We start from the raw sequence: 18,030 nt of genomic DNA, 5'->3' as shown, positions 1-18,030 counted from the left end.
GCCCTTAAAACCTGACATTCAGATCAAATGCGAGGGCAATATTGCGCTCCCGCTTCCCGTCGTAAGGACGCTTATCCCAGGTCAGTTTCACCCCGGCATCCACTACGTTATTCCATTGAATACGTTGCCCGTAACCAAACTGATTGATGGCCCCAGCGCTGTACCCTTTTTGCCAGTAACTGCCCGCCCCCGCTTCAAACTGCTGCTTCCAGACCGTGTCGTAATGGCGGTACAGCACCTGTTCGGCACGCAGCCCTGCCACTGCCGAAAGATCGCGTTTGGGGTTGTAATAAGGCACATCTTCTTTGCTGTTGTGGCTGCCGCCGATGCCAGGGATAAAATCCAGCGTAAAACGTGGCGACGTCCAGAGGCGTTCTTTACCGCTGATGCCATACTCCAGGCGATCGTTGCCGTCGGTGAAATGGGCACCGAAAAGGGAAAGTTGATATTCCCGTCGTTCGTTCTGATACCAGCGTAACCACAGATCGCCACCGTTGGCGTTTACCCCATTGCGCAGGGCACGCAGCGGCGTGTTACGGGATAACCGCTCCGCCGAGCCTCCGACCCGCCAGTTGTCGCTGAAATCGTACCAGCCGGAGAGGCGTCCGCCGATTTTCTGATCGGTGTTATCGTTGCGCCCGGAGATCTCCATTTCGGCCCAGCTATTCCTTGAGGTCCATTCCACGCCCGCCAGCAGGTCCCGGCTTATTCCCTTCCCCTCCTCAAACTCGCCGCGGGCAAAGTTGTAGCCGGTAAACAGCCGCCAGTTCTGGTTAACAGGCGGGCTATAAAGCGCAGTGTTGAGGGTAAAATCATCTTTGCCACTGACCGGATTGTCGGATGAGATGCCCTGAGATCCGGCTATCCGCAGTTCCGCTTTGTTATGCACCGCCATCAGTCGTTCAAGCTGCAACGTGGCGGCATCATCCGGGCTACGGCTGACCACATCTTTTGTGAGTTCCTCGGCCTGTTGCCACTCCTGTAGCTCCATGGCCGTCCATGCCTGCTGCCTTTCCAGCGCCAGGTTGCTGGGTTCAATGACTTCAGCAAGCTTAAGTTCGCCCTCTGCGGCACGCGGTAATCCTCTCGCCAGCAGCACTGAGGCATAGGCAATACGCAGTGCCTGGTTACCCGATCCTGTGCGCGCCAACCGCTCCGCATGCTTCTCGGCTGCGGGCAAATCATTAACGGCCACCAGATATTCGGTTTGTAAGGTTCTGGCCAGCAGCCAGTTGTCATTGGGCTGCGGCGTAGGAGAGCCATAGATCTTTCGCAGGTAAGGGCTCTCTTTGCTGTAGTCATCCAGTTGCTGCTTCGCTTCGTCGAAATGGTTGTTATCGAGACGGGCATAGAGCAGTTCCTGCTGATCGTCCATAGTCAGCGGCGTGGATGCCAGGGTCGAGCCACGCGGAAAATAGATGCTTTCAAGCAGCGACTCGGCTTTGTCCGGCTGCTTCTGCGCAAGATAGGCAGAAGCGACCCATCTTCTGGCGTAGTCAGGCACGGGCGTTCCGTTCGCCTCAAGCGATTCAAATTCGGCGATCGCTTCCGCCATGCGTTTACGAATAACCAGCGCCCCCAGCCGGTCAATTCTGGCGCGTCGCACATCAGCTTGCGCCTCGGGAAGGTGTTCCCATGCGGCAATCAGCGCGTCATAGCGAGCCAGGGCTTTATCTGCCACCAGAAATCGTTCATCTTCATTGCGGGTGGGCGTGAACGCAGCGCGGACGGTTTGCGCCGCCGCATCCAGTTCAAGTTGACGTTTAATGGCATCAGGCTGCGGAAAGCGCTCTGAAAGGGTCAGCGCAGGGCCCGCAATGCGGCTGGCCGACATCGCAGCCAACAGCGTGGGCACCACGTTTTTGTTGCGGTCTGAATCGGTATCGAGGTGGCTGGCCGCCAGTACAGAATCCCAGTTTTTCCCCTGAGCATGATAAACATAAGCCAGCAGGGCCTCTCTCTCTGGCCCCGGCTCCTCGTCTGCCCAGCGCCGGGCTTCGGTGACGGCCTGCTCGTTGCGATGGGCATCTGCGAGCGTCATTATCCAGCCGGTGCGGGCGTCGCTATTGCCGGGTTCATCTTGCAGAACGCTTTCCCAGACGGCCAGCGAGGCATTCCACTGCTTTTGGTTACGCAGCGCGCGGGCGGCAGCGACCTGCCCTCTGGCAGGGATGGCCATGTGTTGGCGATAACGCTCCCATACCGCCAGCGTCTCCGCATCATTATTAGCCCATGAGGAAACCTGAAGCCAGTCAGCAATCTCTCCCGCTGTTAACTGCGTCTCCTTTTCCCGAACGGCCAGGTATTGCAATAAAGGCTGGCGGTCACCATCCCGCGCCTGAATAATAAGCTCGTCGTAGGTCGACATCTCAGCGTATACCCATGTCGGGAATAACATGCTCACCATTAATAAATATCGTCCCGAACGCAAGGGATTAATAACGCAAGAGGGGCAGGAAACTCTGAGCATAGCTATCCCTTTATCTCTGTTTTAACATGAGCCTTTCATTTTTTCATGGCTAAAAGATGACGAAAATGCAATAGCTAAACAAGAAACTAAAAAGCACCGAAAAATTTAAAATCTCATACTTTATTCGTATTTATCATTATTCAATAAAAGACTATTTGCTTTAAAAAAAGGACCTGAACGCCGCTCAAAAAAGTTAGCAGCCACGCTGAAGTTTTACCAATCCATAAAATAAAAAACACGCCGAAGCGTGCTTTTCATCTTAATTTCACCCTTTCGTATCAGACTTCTTCTGCACACTCAGTAAAATGGCCTGGTAAACGTCTGTTAAAAATTCTTATCCAGCGATAGCAGGACATTCCTCTGTCGATAATCATAGAAATCGATATTGCTGTCGACCTGCTTCCAGGTGAAATTCAGTTTCGGCATCACCCCAAAGAAATAGAGGTCGCGATGCCAGAGCGAGAGATTATAGATCTGTTCGTTATCTTTCCGTCGCGTCGAGAAGATATCACTGTCGGCCTGGTAATTGCGTCTGGCAATGGCCGTGGTGGCGGCAAAAGAGAGTTGCCAGGGCATATCCACCTGCACCCCGCTGCGTAAACCTACCCGATGGTTAGATTCACTGCGAGTGAAGGTCTGCTGATCGAGCAGATCGAAGCCGGCAAACCCTGACACCCGGTTACTGAAGGCATGGGACAGGGTTGTGGAGGAGTAACGATTTTGCCCGTGCAGGAATCGATAATCTTCATTATCATAATCCAGTTTCTGATATTCCAGCGCCTGACTCACCTGCCAGGTGGGCGTAAGTAAATAACTGTATTCGGCGCGGACGCCAGGGCCAGAAGAATAGGCCTCGGTGCCATACCATCTTTTTTCATAGAAAGGTAACAGGGCGAATTGTTGTCGGAAATTACGCCATTGATAGCCAGCATAAGCGCGGGTGGTAATATCATCAAAATCATGGTTATTCCAGTAACTCTTACCGTTTACCGTACCAATAAATCGCAAGCCATGCTGATCGTAGAGTTGAACATCTTTTTGTAATGCGCCATTGAACCAGAAACCTTCCCCGCGCTGAGGGAAACTCTCTTTATTACGAATAAAAAGACGATCGCCAACCCGAATGGTTTTACCCGATGACGCATTATTCACATTGCTGTCATTCAGATAGCTCACGCTGAAGGAACCCGTTAATGCGCTGCCTTGCTGAATGCGCTCAAGATATTGCGCAATGACCTGCTGAATATTCTCAGGCGGATTGCTTTGTAATACCCGACGAAACTGATAATCAGCCGCGTCAAACTGACGATTTTCAAACATGGCCCGCGCTAAATCCAGACGCACCGCAGCAAAGTCAGGATGCCTGCTCAGAATAGCGCGATAGTGTTCGATCGCCTCTGCATAATGCCCCTGACTGCGCGCCAGACCGGCTTTTGCAAAATGAATCAGGGTTGAATCCGGATTGGGTGAGGCCGCATAGACAGGTAAAATGGCACGAACCATCGGCCACTTCTCTTCACGAATGGCCTGATCGAGCATCGCCATTGCCAGCTCTGGCTGTTCCGCCAGTTGCGCATTGGTAACATGCAGCGTCTTATCGCCAGGCCCGGTGCGCTTGTCCGGCGTGGTCAGTCGTTCAAGGTGGGGAGCTGCAGGAATTGAGTCGGTTTCCGGCGGCGCAGCAAACGCAACGCTGAGCGGGCAGAGCAAACTCAGTGCGCCAGTACGCAAAATATTCATAGAAAGGCTTACCATCTGAAGGTCCGGTCAGCCTGGCTGACCGGAAAACGTTTTATTGACGTGTCGCGCCAAAGGATGCGTTTTTAGTCGTGTCTGCAAACTGCGCCAGACCGCCTAACTCTTCAGCTGTTGGACCATTGAAATGTCCGGTGAAGGTCCCCGCCTGCCCGCCGGATTGCGCATTACCGGTGAATCCACCGTTGGCAATGTTGCCCTGCATCGCAATTTCGCTACCAAAGGTATCATTGCCGGCAATAGTGCCGTTGATGGTTTTCGCGGCGAAATCAATGTTAAAGCTGGCATCGCTCAGGATATTTTCACGCATACCGTGACCTACATAGGTCGCAGTGCCCTGGGTTGGCACGTTAGCCGCGAGCGTGGCATCTCCGGTGTAGAAGACCTCATGCTGACCTTTTTCATACTGTGTCCAGGTACCGAATGTGGTGTAACTCATCCGGCCACAGCACCATGACGTTGAGGAGACCGGGGAACGGTCGTCACGGGTGAGCCGCTGGGTTTGCACCAGGCCCGCAGAGATCCCGGTGCCGCGCATAACATATTCACGGCCCTCAGGGGTGGTGTAGGTCCAACCAGAAAGGGTACCGCCGGTGGTCAGGCTGACCGGTGCCGTGGCAGGGGTTTCCGGGGTGGTACCCGTATTGCCGTTATCCGTTTGCACAGGCGCAGTGGTTACCGGAGGCGTGCTGTCGCCACCACCACCACCCCCGCCGCTACCACCACCACATGCAGTCAACACAAAAGCGGTCAGTAATAAACCAGGTTTTAAAATCCCCATACGCTAAACGTCCTTGGTTGTGAATAAATTCGCAGGATTTGTAACATAATTTTTGCGAATGAATTTACGCCAAAACATTTAGCATCTCTAATGATTAGTCCTTATCGCCGTTCATTCTAAGATTAATCTTAACAACCACTTACACAATGTCTCGCCTGGGGCTCTGTTAATTGGCGTTAATTTAACTTAAGGGGATGAATTAGCGTTTTTTCACGCACGCTTCATTATGTGCCCTTATTCATCCTCTCTTCTGCCTATTACAAATAATGCAACTCAGGTTTTTACGTTTTTTAATGGAACAATCCTGAACGTCTTTTAAACCCGATATCAGAGGAATCAGTCTGCTCTGTTACGGCCATGCAAAAGAGGGCGATGCGTTCAGCGGTGCTGATATAGCCCTAAGACTGAAGAGTTCTATAGGTTGCATTGCAGGTGGAAAGCCTGAAAAAGTCGCGATTACCGCCTGCATCAGAAAATTTATAATGGTCCGCTTTGTGTCAGGAGCGGATGTTGCTTTCCAGCGTTCATTGTCCTAAAAGTTAATGGCCCAATGTAATAAGGACAATACTATGCTCCTTGAGAGATTAAAAAGTCTCGAATGTTCTCTTCATGATGACAAGCGGAACGATCGGGAATGGCTTGAAGAGATACTTCATGAGGAATTTCGAGAGATAACGCGATCTGGCATGTTAGTTGATAGGGCAGAAACAATAGAGGCACTTTCTACTGAAGATAAAAGTCCAATAATTCACAGTGACGACTTTAGACTTATCATCGTTAGAAAAAATTTCGCCATATTGCATTACAGAACTTTTGATCCAGATGGCAGTAATGCCTCTCTTCGTTCCTCATGCTGGGAAATGAGTGGCAATGGCCAATGGCAATTGATATTCCATCAGGGAACGCCTGAGTTAAAGCGCGTTTAGATGCAAGATGCAACGTCCGCTCCTCGCTCATAGCGGACGTGACATCAGGTTAATTGACATAACGCCATATTAAGCACCGCATAAAAGGTCGGAAGGCATTTATATATTATCCCCCAAAACCTCAACAAACCGTCCGAAAATAGAGACTTGCCTTAAGATGGATGCTACAACGCTGTTGAAATAAAAATGCCCCGTCCGGCTCATCGCCAGACGGGGCAAAAAAACGGGTGCCTGTACCAAACCGACAACCGGATAAGCGGGGATTGCTCCCCGCATACCGCTACTTCTTCATTTCGTAAGCGAGAACAGCTTTCACTTCCACATCACGCTCCTTAAAGCTCAGCTCGCATAACGTTTCGCGAACCAGAAACGTGACGCCCAGCACAGTTAAAGCCAGCACCAGGATCGCCCAAAAGGCGTACTTGTTAAGCATGTCATTGCCTCCTTGCTAAGAAGAGGCTACCATCCAAATTGTCTGGGTTTGGAGTGGTAGCCCCGGTTGATGGAAACATCTCCGGGGCTTTTGCTTTCTGCATCTCCAGACCTGCCTGAGCTCAGAAAGCATCAGGCACCCGCTGCAATACTACGCTCGTACCGGTGAAAAAACCTCCTTTCCACTGGTTATTTATCCAGTTAAATTACTTTTTCAGAAAACGTTTAGATGCTGGCATGAAGTGGGTTACATCGACGTCATCACCGGGCAAGGTGCAATCATGCCAGAAGCGTAGAAACCTCATTCTGTACAACCTTTTTCGTTTGACGAACCTGTACGCTGAGGCGTGCTTCAGTTACCAGGGTTAAGCTGATAGTGCTGGCGATGAAGCATCAGGGCTTCTGCGATGATGTCCTGTTTGCTTTTACGCGTTTCGTAAGCGGTGGCCTGCACGTATTCACAAAGCTCATCATCGATACGTGCGCTCAGCATGGTTAACCGGGCATTTTTACTTTCACCTCGCGGTCTGCGCTTTGATGGATAACTTCTGATTTTCTCCACACTCCCTCCGTCTTAAGCATGCAGTTATTTCATGTCCTGAAATATGAAAGTCTGCTTAAAACATGTCAATATTCAAAATCTGAGACATATCTTGTTGAAGATGTGTTAAATCAGAAAGACTTTATCGATAGATTATTTTCAAATGAAAGAAAATGATATGTCTTACAATAGACAGGCAGCGCAGAACATTATGTTTGCGATTAGACTTCATGAAGAAGACTTCAATGATTGTCAAAGTGGTCATCTTTACCGGGATTGCGCAAATGTCAGGCGCACCAGAGCGTTATGTGCCTGACGAGAGTGATACTCAGAGAGAATGACCCGATACCCTATGCGTTTGAGCTGAACTCTTCAGATAACCCCGTCAAACTCAACCAGAGCAAAAGACTAGTTAAAGACTATTTTATCTAGTAACAACTTTTTAAAAACCGTCACTAAATAACATTATTAAGACAATTAAATAAGTCAATAAAGTTTGACTTTAGTCAAATGAGTCAAGGCTCATAAAGTGCGGTAACCGGACGATATCATGCCCACCAAAGAGGTGGGTTGACCTGTTTAACGGTGGTGATGATGGTTGTAGCGCGCCTTACGATCGTGCTCGCGTTCCCGCGCCGGTTTCTGCCCTGCCCTCAGGCGGTAACATCCGATCTGTTCTCTTGGTGCACGCCCGCAAACAGCCAGCGCCAGAAAAAGACCTTCACACCCGAACCCAGGAACATCGCCAGCCAGAGCCATGGGCTGTATTTGAGGCTGGTATGGATGACCTCCACCAGGTCAACGTGCAGAAGATCGGCGATGGCATACTCAACAATTACCCGCGCGATCAGCATGGTTACCATCATGATCGTAATCGCGACTGGTTTCCCGATATGTGGCAGGTGGCCGGACGCCCAGCGCCACAGGAAAGTGGTACTCATGATAAATACTGTCAGCAACTGCAAGCCAATATCGAGGCCATATTCGTGAGCCTGTCTGGAGATATTCAGCACGCCAGCAATGATGACAATAGCCAGAAGAATTTTTTTAATTATGCCCATTTCAAATTTCTCTTTTCAATTAAGTAAAGGATTTAATAATTAATTCACATCACCATGAATTATGACGGCTTTCGACAAAGAAACGCCTGGCCTCACCGCGCGGCACAAGGTTGCGCCAGCCGAAAAGGCTGCGCTCCACGAACGTTTTACAGACAGGTTGGTTATTTCCGCTGAGTGCTATCATCCGCGCAATTAATACCAGCGGGGTGATAATAAGGCGTATTAATTCGGGCTGCTAAAGATAATAAATGTATACTTTTAATTGCGGAGTAATCTGAATAAATAATATTGTTAATGGCAAAAGAAAATAAACGGTGCAGGGGCCCCTTTTCAGAGGGGCGCCTGCTATAAACTCACTGTTATGCCGTTTCGGGGCGAGCGTGAAACGCCTCAAGGCGTTTGATCTGCCGTCCATCGTTATCAAAATTATCTGCGGCCAGCCAGCCACGCAGAGCCGCGTCCCGCTCCGGCCATTCGCTATCGATGATGGAGAGCATATCGCTGTCGCGGTTACGGCCTTTACGCACCAGCTTCTGGCGCAACCGCCCTTCCCAGGTAAAGCCCAGCCGCTCTGCGGCCCGGCGCGAGGGGATGTTCATCGAATCGCACTTCCACTCCAGACGGCGATAGCCTCGCTCAAAACCATATTTCAGCAGCAGCCAGATCGCCTCTGTGCCGAGCGGGCTGTTTTTCATTTTGCGCGACCAGGTGACATGCCCTATCTCCACCGAACCCAGCTGTTGCTCAATGGCCATATAACAGACCAGCCCGACGGCGCGCTCGCTCTGGCGATCGATCACTGCAAAAGGCACCAGCGCCTTATCCTGCACTTTGCCCTGCACCCAGCTGGCGGTCTCTTCCACGCTGGCAGGTTGATTGCTGGCAAGCCAGGTCCAGTCGCTGTCGTCGCCCAGCGCGTAGGCCTCGAACAGATCGCTCGCATGCTGGTGCGCATTCAGCGGCTCAAGGCGGCAAAAACGCCCTTCCAGCACCCCACGCTCCAGTACACTGGCCCCTTGCCAGCCGGGAACAGGATCGTTAACCATCTGTCCCCAGATATTCATCTCCGGCACGCTGCTACCCCCTTCTTTGTTAACGGTTTGTTATTTCACAATACAGGATTGTCTGCATAACAGTACTGCCGGGCGCGTTAATCGCGTAAATAATTCTTTATACTGGCGATGTATCAGGAGAGAAGGTCGATGAGAGGACGGCGCTGCGCTTGCACGTGCCTGCGTTTCGCGCCGCTTTGGTTTGCAGGCCGGGTAAGGCGCAGCCGCTACCCGGCAGGATGCAGATTACTTCAGGTTCTTGAGCATTTTCACCGTGGCGTCCAGGTCAATCTCATCTTCGGAGAAGATAAAGGTTTTGCCCTGGAAGGTGGTGATAGCCAGTTTTCTTACCGTGCGCATTTCGCCCGCTTTGGCCGTTGATTTCGGCGCGATATTGCCCATCAGGCTCTTCACCGACAGCACGCCGTTCTCTTTATCAATCCGGGTTTCGGCGGGCTCTTCTTCGCTGTAGACCAGGTAAGATTTGATGGAGGTGATCTTATGACGCTCGCCATCGAGGTAAATATATTTGCTCTCGGGGATCACCTTCACCGCATACGCCGACAACCCCTTGTTGTTGGTGGTCGGTTCAAACGTTACCGCGGCATCTTTCTTAATCAGATCGGGATTGGCGACCTTAATCACATGAAAATAGCGGTTATCGCCGTTTTCATCTTTGATAAATCCAAAGCCCTTATCTGCAAACCAGGTTGTGATTGTTCCGTTCATCGCCATTGCCGTTACCGCCTAATTAATCGTTACTAACTCAGTTTTTGCCGCGCGCAGTGTAAAGCACAACGCCTGCGCAGACTATGTCTTTCATGCAGGAACTACTCATTGCCCCACTGGTTCAGAAAATTGGCGATATCGTCAATGCGCTGGGTGTTGATGCCGGCTTCCACCGCCATCTCGGTCTGCGCCGCTTCGCTGATCTCTTCGTTATTCATTAAACGAGTGATCAGCAACTGGAAATAGAGCGCCAGCGAATCACGCTCTGACTCGTTGACCGGTTCGGCGGCTTCCGTCGTGTACTCATCCACGATGTCATAGTATTTAATCGGTACGTCGTTGCTCATGCGTTATCCTCAGGGTGTCAGTTGTTGCGAGGATTTTAGCATCCTCACAATATTTTTTCCGCGGGCGCCACAATAGACTTGCTCATGTTGACTCCGGTAATGCCAAAACCGCTGGTCTCGTAAAGATGCCGGGCACGGGCATTATCCCCTGCCACCCGCAGTCTGATCTCTTTAAAGCCCCTTTCGCGCAGATGCGCTTCAAAAACGCGAAGAGTCTGTTTACCCAGCCCCTCCCCCTGACAAGAGGTGAAAATATGAAAATCGTAGATAAACACTGAACGCATCATCGTATCGGGTTTGTACCAGAGATAACCGACAGGCCTGTTGGTCTGATCTATCGGCGCAACAAGAGAGAGTAAAACGTGTCCATGCGTATTCACGCCTTCAGGAAGCATTTCAGCAATTTCCTGCTTCGCTCTGGCAAGAGAATCGTGTTGAGAGAGTCCGTAGTTTGAGGCGATCTCCCCGGCATAATCATCAATAAAATAGTCCAGATAAGCAGGATACTTATCCTCTGTCAGGGGTCGAAATGAGACCATTACTTGCACCTTAATGTTAATAATCAGGCCAATATTAATAGCGATAACGACTCTGGAGCGTCAAGGTAGACTGGGCCTGTTCCATAGGGAAAGGGAGAACTTCACCCATTGTCTATACTCAACTCATCACAGACAACGGAGTGCGCCATGCCTTTACCCGATTTTAAATCCTCTGAACCCTACACCCTCGGCATTGAGCTTGAACTCCAGGTCGTCAACCCGCCGGGCTACGATCTGAGCCAGGACTCATCCGCTCTGATCGCCGCCGTGAAAGATGACATCAAAAGCGGTGAAGTGAAGCACGATATCACCGAAAGCATGCTGGAGATCGCCACCGGCGTCTGCCAGAACATCGACCAGGCGGCGGCGCAATTCTCCGCCATGCAGCAGAGTATCCTGCGCGCGGCGGCGGAGCACCATATCCAGATCTGCGGCGGCGGCACGCATCCGTTTCAGAAATGGCAGCGTCAGGAGGTGTGCGAGGACGAGCGTTATAACGCCACCCTGGAGCGCTTTGGCTATCTGATTTTGCAGGCCACGGTCTTCGGCCAGCACGTTCATGTGGGCTGTCGCACTGGCGATGACGCCATCTACCTGCTGCACGGCCTGTCGCGCTTCGTGCCACACTTTATCGCCCTGGCGGCAAGCTCGCCCTATATGCAGGGTACCGACACCAAATTCTCCTCTTCGCGCCTCAATATCTTCTCCGGCTTTCCGGATAACGGCCTGATGCCGTGGGTCAACAGCTGGCAGGAGTTCGAAGGGCTGTTCCGCCGCCTGAGCCATACCAGCATGATCGACAGCATTAAAGATCTGCACTGGGACATTCGCCCCAGCCCCCATTTTGGCACCGTAGAGGTACGGGTGATGGACACGCCGCTGACCCTCGCCCATGCCATCAATATCGCCGGGCTGATCCAGGCCACCTCCCACTGGCTGCTCACCACCCGGCCTTACAAGCATCAGGAGCGGGATTTTCTGCTCTACCGCTTTAACCGTTTTCAGGCCTGCCGCTACGGGCTGGAGGGGATCCTGACGGACGTCCATACCGGGGAGCAGAAAACCATTGCAGAAGATCTCGCCTGGCTGCTGGAGCGCGTCGCGCCTTCTGCCGCAAAGCTCGGGGCGTCGAGTGCGATTGAAGAGATTGCCCAGAGCCTGAAACAGGAGAAGAGCGAGGCGCAGCGCATGCGGGACTTTATCGCCGACGGCGGCTCGCTCATTTCTCTGGTGCAAAAACATGCCGAGCTGTGGGCGACGAGTCCGTAATCGCTCTCTTTCCCCCTCTCCCAAAGGAGAGGGGCAAACGTTATGCCGCCTTACGGAACCTGCGGGTGAGTCGCTTCTCGATTTCGACAATGAAGAACATTGCGCCCGCGGTCACCAGGGTTACACCCCAGTAGCGCAGCGGCAGCGCTTCGGTGCCGAACAGCATCTGCATAAACGGCAGGTAGATAATCGCCAGCTGCAGCAGCAACAGCACGCCCGTCACCAGCCAGATGCCTTTGTTCGCCAGCAAACCGCGGTTCAGGGAGAAGCCTTCGGTGTTGCGGCAGTTAATCATGTAGACCCACTGGGCACAGACCAGCATCTGCAGCAGCACGGTGCGGATGAACTCCGCGCTGTGGCCGCGCGGAGCCAGCCAGGCTTCCAGCGCAAAGGCGGCGACGGCAATCAGGGTGCCGACGAAGGCCACGCGCCAGACGGCATAACCATCCATCACGTGCTGCCCGGTCTGACGCGGCGGGCGACGCATGATGTTGCGCTCGGCGGCCTCAAATGCCAACCCGAAGGAGAGCGTGGCGGAGGTCGCCATGTTCATCCACAAAATCAGCACCGGCGTCAGGGGAATGATGTTCCCCGCCAGCAGGGCAATCACAATCAGCAGCCCCTGCGCGAGGTTGGTCGGCATGATAAACAGAATGGTCTTCTTCAGGTTGTCGTAGACGCGACGCCCCTCTTTCACCGCGCTGGCGATGGTGGCGAAGTTGTCGTCCGTCAGGACCATATCCGCCGCCTCTTTGGTCACTTCCGTGCCCTTAATGCCCATCGCGATGCCCACGTCCGCCTGGCGCAGCGCCGGGGCATCGTTTACGCCGTCGCCGGTCATGCCGACGATTTCACCTTTCTCCTGCAAGGCTTTCACCAGACGCAGCTTATGCTCCGGGCTGGTGCGGGCGAAGATATCGTACTCCACCGCCGCTTGTGCCAGCTCGCTATCATCCATCTGTTCCAGCCGGGAGCCGGTCACCGCCTGGCCGCTGTTGGCGATCCCCAGCATCTGGCCGATGCTCATGGCCGTCTGCGGGTGATCCCCGGTGATCATCTTGACGCGGATCCCCGCCTGCTGGCAGGCATGAATGGCGTCGATCGCTTCCGGACGCGGCGGATCCATCATCCCGGCGATACCGAGGAAGATCAGGCCGTGGCTGAGGTCGTCGTGGGTTAAGGTCTGCTCACCGTTCGCCGGTTTGTACGCCGCCGCCACCATACGCAACCCCTGGCGCGCATAACGCTCCATCTCGGCTTCCCAGTAGCTGCGGTTAAAGGCTTCGGCACCGTTACGGGTCTGCTGCCGGGCGCAGAGAGCGAAAATAACGTCCGGCGCGCCGGTGATGAGGATCTGCTCCTCATCCCCTATCCGATAGTGGGTGCTCATGTACTTATACTGGGAGTCGAACGGGATCTTGTTAATCAGCGTGGTGGTGACCGGCGCCAGCTGCGCTTTTGCCGCCAGCACCTTCAGCGCGCCTTCGGTCGGCCCGCCGGTGATACGCCACAGGCCGCGCTCGTCCTGAATCATCTGGCTGTCGTTACACAGGTCGATGGTACGCAGATAGTGCTCCAGCACCGTACCGGGCTGGATCTTCACCGGCTCGTCGCTGCCCTCCAGAGAGATGTTGCCTTCCGGGGCATAGCTGTCGCCCTCAACGCGGTAGCAGCTGTCGGCGGTGATGATCGCCTTAACGGTCATCTCGTTCATGGTCAGGGTGCCGGTTTTATCCGAGCAGACCACGGTCATCGCTCCTAACGTTTCGACTGTGGGCAGTTTACGGATGATGGCGCGCTTGCGGGCCATCGCCTGCACGCCCAGCGACAGGATAATCGAGATAATGGCAGGCAGACCTTCCGGCACCGCCGCCACGGCCAGGCTAATCAAAGAGAGCAGCAGCTCGCCGATCGGCATGTCGCGCAGCAGCAGGCTAAAGACGAACAGCGCGGCCATCATCGCCATGATGATCCCGAAGATGGCCTTGCCGAGTTTGTCCATCTGCACCAGCAGCGGGGTGCGATGCTTTTCAATCCCGGCCATCATCTGGTTAATGTGGCCCAGTTCGGTCTCCTGGCCGGTGGCAATGACCACCCCAACGCCGCCGCCTGCGCTCACCGTGGTACCGGAGAAGACCAGGTTGGTGCGGTCGCCGAGCGGTAATTCCCCGTTCAGCGGCTGGGTGTGTTTATCCACCACCGTCGATTCGCCGGTGAGAATAGCCTCTTCAACGCGTAAATTATGTGCCTCAATTAAACGCATATCGGCCGGAATACGATCCCCGGCACGCAGGAAAATAATATCCCCGGGAACTATTTCAGTTGTGGGTATTGTTTCATGATCGCCGTCACGAATAACACGGGCATCGCTGGCGAGCTTATTCCGGATGCTGTTCAGTGATTTTTCGGCGTTACTTTCCTGAATATGACCAATCAACGCGTTAATGACCGCCACACCCAGAATAACCAGGGTATCGATCCAGTGGCCCATTATTGCCGTTAATAGTGCAGCGGCCAGCAATACATAAATCAGCACATCGTTAAAATGAGCCAGAAAACGCAGCCAGGCCGGTCTGGCTTTTTTCTCCGGCAGCGCGTTGGGACCATGTTTGTCCAGCCGCGCCTGTGCTTGTGCGCGGCTCAGACCCGCCGCGGTGCTCTGCTGCGCGGCAAGCGTCTGCTCTACGGTCTGCTGATAGGCCATGTCTGGCGTGGTAGGAGGCGGCGTCTGGGTGTGGTGCATTTTGGTCATATTTCAGCTCCTTCAGTTTGCGGTGAGCAAAAGCCTGAATTCCATCTCTGCTTTTATAAATCTGTCGACAATATTGAGTTGTCAGGAAAATTAATTTATCGCACTATTATTGTTGTCGGCGGCATTAAACCGGTAACGTCTCATTTCACCAGAGCGATTTTTACAAATTATTTCTAAACCGAAACTAAACGAGAGGGAACCATGTTTGGGATTTATCGAGGACGACGTCTGGCGTTATATATTTTCGTTGCCATTGTTATTGCGACGTTAATTGGAATGAGCACCTATACCTTTGTAAAAGTCTTTGCCGGAGGGTGACAATAATTGACATTAATGCAGGTTAATTGAATAGAGATCTTTCTGGCGGGGGAAATAACAGTGAATTAGCGGACAATTATTTATCGCGCCTGCGTCTGACGGTTGATATTGCTTTACGAAGCCCTATCCGTGACAATGTTATTTTTAACTGACGATTAACATAATCATGAGACACCCGTTAGAATCGCTGTTAACGGCAGGCGGCATTTTGTTGATGGCCTTTCTCTCCGTTCTGTTACTGCCTGCGCCGTCGCTGGGGCTGGTGGTGGCGCAAAAGCTGATGACCCTCTTCCATCTGATGGATCTGAATCAGCTTTACACCATCATCTTTTGCCTGTGGTTTTTACTGCTCGGCGCCATTGAATTCTTTATTCTGCGGTTCATCTGGCGCCGCTGGTTTGCGCATTAAGCCTGCCGTTAATGCGCGCGACTGTGGTTATCCTTGCGATACGCCCCAGGCGGCTGGTTAAAGGTGCGGGTAAAGACGCGGGTAAAGGTCTGCTGGGAGTCAAAGCCGTAACGCAGGCAGATATCGTAGACCTTTTCATCCGATTCACGCAGATCCCGCGCCGCCAGCCGCAGCTTACGTTCCCGAATATAGCGCCCCAGACTCTCGCCTTTGTACTGCATAAACAGCCGCTGTAAGTGCCACTTGGAGTAGCCCGCATGTCGGGCGATATCCTCGATACGCAACGGCTGATGAAGGTTGTCGTCGATCCACTCGACAATGGTGTCGATAACCTGAGCGGAAATAGTCATGCTGCTCTCCCCCTCTGCTCTTCGATTTAACATTATTCCCACCACGCACGAAATTGTTGCGTGGCATCATCTACCCTGACCGGCTCACCAAGCTCCGGGGTCAGCAGGCGATATTTTTTATCCTTGCTGGCCTGCGTAAGCTGGATCAGTGGGTCGTTCCAGGTGTGTTTTGCCAGCACAAAGCGCCCGGAGTGGCCCGGTACGACCGCGTTGGCATTAAGATCCGCCGCCGCCTGCGCCGTTTCGGCAGGCTGCATGTGGATGTACTTCCAGTCCTGGTCATACTGGCCGTTCTCCATGATCGCCAGATCGACGGCGCCGAAGCGCTCGCCAATGGCGCTAAAGTGCGAGCCATAGCCAGAATCACCGCTGTAGAACACTTTCGTCTCTGGGGTGACAAACATAAAGCTGCCCCACAGCGTCTGGTTGCGCTTGAGCCAGCGCCCGGAGAAGTGGCGCGCCGGCAGGACATGTACGGTGAGATCGTCGCTGATCCGCACCGACTGCTCCCAGTCCCTCTCCTCAATGATCGAGGGCTCCATGCCCCAGTAGCGCAGGTGCGATCCCACCCCGAGCGGCGTGACCACGCGCTTCACTTTGGGCAACAGGGCTTTGATGGTGGCGTAGTCGAGATGATCGTAGTGATCGTGCGAGATAATCAGCAGATCGATATCGGGCATCTCTTCGGCACGCCACGGGTACTCCCCGGCAAAGGCTTTATTGAGAAAAGAGAAAGGTGCGGCATAGTTGCTGAATACCGGATCGATCAGAATGCGTTTGCCTGCCAGCTGTAGATACCACGAGGAGTGGCCGAGCCAGACCAGCGTCTCTTGATCCAGGGGCAGCTGCGCCAGATCGGTTTTCACCAGCGGCAGCGGCTGGGCCGGACGCGCGTTCTCACGCTTCGTCACCAGAAAATCCCACCACGCCGCCAGCATGTTCTTATTGCCGGTAAAGCCGGGCGTCGGCAAGGTGTTATGGAACTGGCCGTCGCGATATTGCGGCGAGGCGGCAAACTCATTCAGCTGCGCGCCCTGTGGCGGCTGGCCGAACCCGGCATTGAGTACAAACGGCAAACTCGCCGCGGATGCAATCATCATCACTACCACCACGCTAACAATAAAACGCTTTTTCATATCCCGACCCGAATTCGCGCCCCATCCGATGGCCTGCGCGGGCAAAACTTGATTATGAGTGAGTAAGCACTCATTATAGAAGTGATGTGAAAGTCGTCAAGACGTTTTAAGATCTTTGACATTCCACGTTGCAGCCCCACAAAGGGCATGATTCAATCGGGGTTTTTGCACATTACCTGGAGGAAATGCAGTGGCTCGTCCGAAAAGTGAAGATAAAGAACTGGCGTTGCTGGACGCGGCAACCAGCGCGTTTGCCCAGTCCGGCATTGCGGCTTCTACCGCGTTAATCGCCCGCAGTGCGGGCGTGGCAGAAGGCACCCTGTTTCGCTATTTCGCTACCAAAGACGACCTGCTTAACGCCCTCTACCTGCACCTGAAGCAGGATCTGTGCCAGACTATGCTGGCGAATATGGATCGCGCCCTGACCCAGCCAAAAGAGCATACCCGCAATATCTGGAACAGCTACGTTGACTGGGGGATCCGCAATCCGGTGGCCCACGGCGCCATCCGCCAGCTTGGGGTGAGCGAGAAGATCAACGCCGAAACCGAGCAGGCGGTACACGAGATGTTCCCGGAGCTGCACGAGCTGTGCCGTCGCCATATCCGCCCGGTGTTTATGTCGGAAGAGTTCCGGCTGTTTGGCGACGCGCTCTTTTTATCCCTGGCGGAGACCACCATGTCCTTCGCTACTCGCGAACCGGCCCGCGCAGCCGAATTTAAGGCATTGGGTTTTGAAGCGATGTGGCGCGCGCTGGCCGAAGAGGATAGCGATGGACAGTAAAACCCTCGCCGCCTGCGCAAAACAGGTGGCCCTGGAGCTGCCCTTTACCGAACAGTGCTGGCCGTTTGGCCCGGACTACGATGTGTTTAAGGTTGGCGGCAAGATTTTTATGCTGATTGGCGTCGCACACGGGCGCCTGCATGTCAGCCTGAAGTCCGACCCGCAAAAATCGCTGCTCAACCAGCAGATCTACCGGGGCATTGAGCCTGGCTACCATCTGAATAAAAAGCACTGGATCTCGGTTTACGCGGCGGAGGATATCACTCCTGAGCTGATAGCCGATCTGGTCAATGATTCGTGGCATCTGGTGGTGGATAAGTTGCCAAAAAAAGAGCAAAAACGTCTGCGTCCGGGCCCTTAAGCGCTCGGAATGCCCTTACCT

At 53.4% G+C, this 18,030-nt stretch carries 18 protein-coding genes; 5 read left to right on the top strand and 13 right to left on the bottom strand.

From position 1 onward, the window contains the following. Positions 1-4 precede the first annotated feature (4 nt). The 3 genes from pgaA to C2U54_RS10530 all read right to left on the bottom strand — a co-directional run bounded on the left by pgaA (position 5) and on the right by C2U54_RS10530 (position 5,006). Complete coding sequence (gene pgaA, locus C2U54_RS10540) at positions 5-2,407, bottom strand: poly-beta-1,6 N-acetyl-D-glucosamine export porin PgaA (protein ID WP_233210483.1); 2,403 nt, start codon at positions 2,405-2,407, stop codon at positions 5-7. Positions 2,408-2,794: 387 nt separating this feature from the next. Further along, positions 2,795-4,225 carry a surface lipoprotein assembly modifier gene (locus C2U54_RS10535; protein WP_103178576.1) on the bottom strand — a complete coding sequence of 477 codons (1,431 nt, stop codon included), beginning with the start codon at positions 4,223-4,225 and terminating at the stop codon, positions 2,795-2,797. A 37-nt stretch (positions 4,226-4,262) separates the two neighbouring features. Beyond that, entirely contained in the window at positions 4,263-5,006 is a 744-nt protein-coding gene (locus tag C2U54_RS10530) for a Slam-dependent surface lipoprotein (protein ID WP_103178575.1), read from the bottom strand. A gap of 569 nt (positions 5,007-5,575) precedes the next feature. On the opposite strand from C2U54_RS10530, the gene C2U54_RS10525 reads away from it, so the two are divergent. Next, entirely contained in the window at positions 5,576-5,932 is a 357-nt protein-coding gene (locus tag C2U54_RS10525) for a nuclear transport factor 2 family protein (RefSeq protein WP_103178574.1), read from the top strand. A gap of 280 nt (positions 5,933-6,212) precedes the next feature. Here C2U54_RS10525 and C2U54_RS10520 read toward each other — a convergent pair whose 3' ends face one another. The 7 genes from C2U54_RS10520 to C2U54_RS10495 form a co-directional block, all read right to left on the bottom strand. Continuing rightward, positions 6,213-6,365, bottom strand: a complete 153-nt coding sequence (locus tag C2U54_RS10520) for a Hok/Gef family protein (protein ID WP_103178573.1) — start codon at positions 6,363-6,365, stop codon at positions 6,213-6,215. Between the two features lie 351 nt (positions 6,366-6,716). Then, positions 6,717-6,857, bottom strand: coding sequence for a hypothetical protein (locus tag C2U54_RS27450; RefSeq protein ID WP_180210385.1), 141 nt, complete (start codon positions 6,855-6,857; stop codon positions 6,717-6,719). Positions 6,858-7,558: 701 nt separating this feature from the next. Beyond that, positions 7,559-7,966, bottom strand: a complete 408-nt coding sequence (locus C2U54_RS10515) for a hypothetical protein (protein WP_103178572.1) — start codon at positions 7,964-7,966, stop codon at positions 7,559-7,561. A 359-nt stretch (positions 7,967-8,325) separates the two neighbouring features. After that, the gene (locus C2U54_RS10510; RefSeq protein ID WP_103178571.1) at positions 8,326-9,039 is read right to left on the bottom strand and encodes a GNAT family N-acetyltransferase; all 714 of its coding nucleotides are present in this window, start codon (positions 9,037-9,039) and stop codon (positions 8,326-8,328) included. A 225-nt stretch (positions 9,040-9,264) separates the two neighbouring features. Beyond that, positions 9,265-9,753 carry a cold-shock protein gene (locus tag C2U54_RS10505; RefSeq protein ID WP_103178570.1) on the bottom strand — a complete coding sequence of 163 codons (489 nt, stop codon included), beginning with the start codon at positions 9,751-9,753 and terminating at the stop codon, positions 9,265-9,267. A 95-nt stretch (positions 9,754-9,848) separates the two neighbouring features. Continuing rightward, positions 9,849-10,094 carry a YmjA family protein gene (locus C2U54_RS10500; protein ID WP_103178569.1) on the bottom strand — a complete coding sequence of 82 codons (246 nt, stop codon included), beginning with the start codon at positions 10,092-10,094 and terminating at the stop codon, positions 9,849-9,851. 44 nt (positions 10,095-10,138) lie between these two features. Continuing rightward, the gene (locus C2U54_RS10495) at positions 10,139-10,633 is read right to left on the bottom strand and encodes a GNAT family N-acetyltransferase (RefSeq protein WP_103178568.1); all 495 of its coding nucleotides are present in this window, start codon (positions 10,631-10,633) and stop codon (positions 10,139-10,141) included. Between the two features lie 147 nt (positions 10,634-10,780). Here C2U54_RS10495 and C2U54_RS10490 point away from each other — a divergent pair, with 147 nt between their 5' ends. Then, complete coding sequence (locus C2U54_RS10490) at positions 10,781-11,902, top strand: YbdK family carboxylate-amine ligase (protein ID WP_103178567.1); 1,122 nt, start codon at positions 10,781-10,783, stop codon at positions 11,900-11,902. Positions 11,903-11,942: 40 nt separating this feature from the next. Here C2U54_RS10490 and C2U54_RS10485 read toward each other — a convergent pair whose 3' ends face one another. Then, positions 11,943-14,645, bottom strand: coding sequence for a cation-transporting P-type ATPase (locus tag C2U54_RS10485; RefSeq protein WP_442786164.1), 2,703 nt, complete (start codon positions 14,643-14,645; stop codon positions 11,943-11,945). 493 nt (positions 14,646-15,138) lie between these two features. Here C2U54_RS10485 and C2U54_RS10480 point away from each other — a divergent pair, with 493 nt between their 5' ends. After that, a complete protein-coding gene (locus tag C2U54_RS10480) occupies positions 15,139-15,381 on the top strand; it encodes a DUF1158 domain-containing protein (protein WP_103178565.1) in 243 nt (80 codons plus the stop codon). 8 nt (positions 15,382-15,389) lie between these two features. Here the strand turns inward: C2U54_RS10480 and C2U54_RS10475 are convergent, their stop codons facing one another. Beyond that, positions 15,390-15,731 carry a RamA family antibiotic efflux transcriptional regulator gene (locus C2U54_RS10475; protein WP_103178564.1) on the bottom strand — a complete coding sequence of 114 codons (342 nt, stop codon included), beginning with the start codon at positions 15,729-15,731 and terminating at the stop codon, positions 15,390-15,392. 32 nt (positions 15,732-15,763) lie between these two features. Then, entirely contained in the window at positions 15,764-16,867 is a 1,104-nt protein-coding gene (locus C2U54_RS10470; protein ID WP_103178563.1) for an MBL fold metallo-hydrolase, read from the bottom strand. A 190-nt stretch (positions 16,868-17,057) separates the two neighbouring features. Here C2U54_RS10470 and C2U54_RS10465 point away from each other — a divergent pair, with 190 nt between their 5' ends. Together C2U54_RS10465 and C2U54_RS10460 are read left to right on the top strand one after the other, a co-directional pair. Further along, the gene (locus C2U54_RS10465) at positions 17,058-17,648 is read left to right on the top strand and encodes a TetR/AcrR family transcriptional regulator (protein WP_103178562.1); all 591 of its coding nucleotides are present in this window, start codon (positions 17,058-17,060) and stop codon (positions 17,646-17,648) included. Next, positions 17,638-18,009: an MmcQ/YjbR family DNA-binding protein gene (locus C2U54_RS10460; protein WP_103178561.1), complete on the top strand. Its 372-nt coding sequence runs from the start codon at positions 17,638-17,640 to the stop codon at positions 18,007-18,009. Before C2U54_RS10465 ends, C2U54_RS10460 begins: the two co-directional genes overlap by 11 nt. The last annotated feature ends 21 nt before the right edge of the window (positions 18,010-18,030 follow it).

The sequence above is a fragment of the Leclercia sp. LSNIH1 genome, assembly GCF_002902985.1.
In the GTDB taxonomy this organism is placed as follows: Bacteria; Pseudomonadota; Gammaproteobacteria; order Enterobacterales; family Enterobacteriaceae; genus Enterobacter.
This window is presented reverse-complemented; position numbering and strand designations above follow the sequence as displayed.

What these genes read in the sequence shown, in the direction of transcription:
- C2U54_RS27450 (WP_180210385.1), bottom strand. Translation starts at nt 6,857, where the DNA reads ATGCTGAGCGCACGTATCGATGATGAGCTTTGTGAATACGTGCAGGCC.
- pgaA (WP_233210483.1), bottom strand. Translation starts at nt 2,407, where the DNA reads ATGGTGAGCATGTTATTCCCGACATGGGTATACGCTGAGATGTCGACC.
- C2U54_RS10460 (WP_103178561.1), top strand. Translation starts at nt 17,638, where the DNA reads ATGGACAGTAAAACCCTCGCCGCCTGCGCAAAACAGGTGGCCCTGGAG.
- C2U54_RS10520 (WP_103178573.1), bottom strand. Translation starts at nt 6,365, where the DNA reads ATGCTTAACAAGTACGCCTTTTGGGCGATCCTGGTGCTGGCTTTAACT.
- C2U54_RS10470 (WP_103178563.1), bottom strand. Translation starts at nt 16,867, where the DNA reads ATGAAAAAGCGTTTTATTGTTAGCGTGGTGGTAGTGATGATGATTGCA.
- C2U54_RS10515 (WP_103178572.1), bottom strand. Translation starts at nt 7,966, where the DNA reads ATGGGCATAATTAAAAAAATTCTTCTGGCTATTGTCATCATTGCTGGC.
- C2U54_RS10525 (WP_103178574.1), top strand. Translation starts at nt 5,576, where the DNA reads ATGCTCCTTGAGAGATTAAAAAGTCTCGAATGTTCTCTTCATGATGAC.
- C2U54_RS10530 (WP_103178575.1), bottom strand. Translation starts at nt 5,006, where the DNA reads ATGGGGATTTTAAAACCTGGTTTATTACTGACCGCTTTTGTGTTGACT.
- C2U54_RS10485 (WP_442786164.1), bottom strand. Translation starts at nt 14,645, where the DNA reads ATGCACCACACCCAGACGCCGCCTCCTACCACGCCAGACATGGCCTAT.
- C2U54_RS10475 (WP_103178564.1), bottom strand. Translation starts at nt 15,731, where the DNA reads ATGACTATTTCCGCTCAGGTTATCGACACCATTGTCGAGTGGATCGAC.
- C2U54_RS10500 (WP_103178569.1), bottom strand. Translation starts at nt 10,094, where the DNA reads ATGAGCAACGACGTACCGATTAAATACTATGACATCGTGGATGAGTAC.
- C2U54_RS10535 (WP_103178576.1), bottom strand. Translation starts at nt 4,225, where the DNA reads ATGGTAAGCCTTTCTATGAATATTTTGCGTACTGGCGCACTGAGTTTG.
- C2U54_RS10490 (WP_103178567.1), top strand. Translation starts at nt 10,781, where the DNA reads ATGCCTTTACCCGATTTTAAATCCTCTGAACCCTACACCCTCGGCATT.
- C2U54_RS10505 (WP_103178570.1), bottom strand. Translation starts at nt 9,753, where the DNA reads ATGGCGATGAACGGAACAATCACAACCTGGTTTGCAGATAAGGGCTTT.
- C2U54_RS10495 (WP_103178568.1), bottom strand. Translation starts at nt 10,633, where the DNA reads ATGGTCTCATTTCGACCCCTGACAGAGGATAAGTATCCTGCTTATCTG.
- C2U54_RS10480 (WP_103178565.1), top strand. Translation starts at nt 15,139, where the DNA reads ATGAGACACCCGTTAGAATCGCTGTTAACGGCAGGCGGCATTTTGTTG.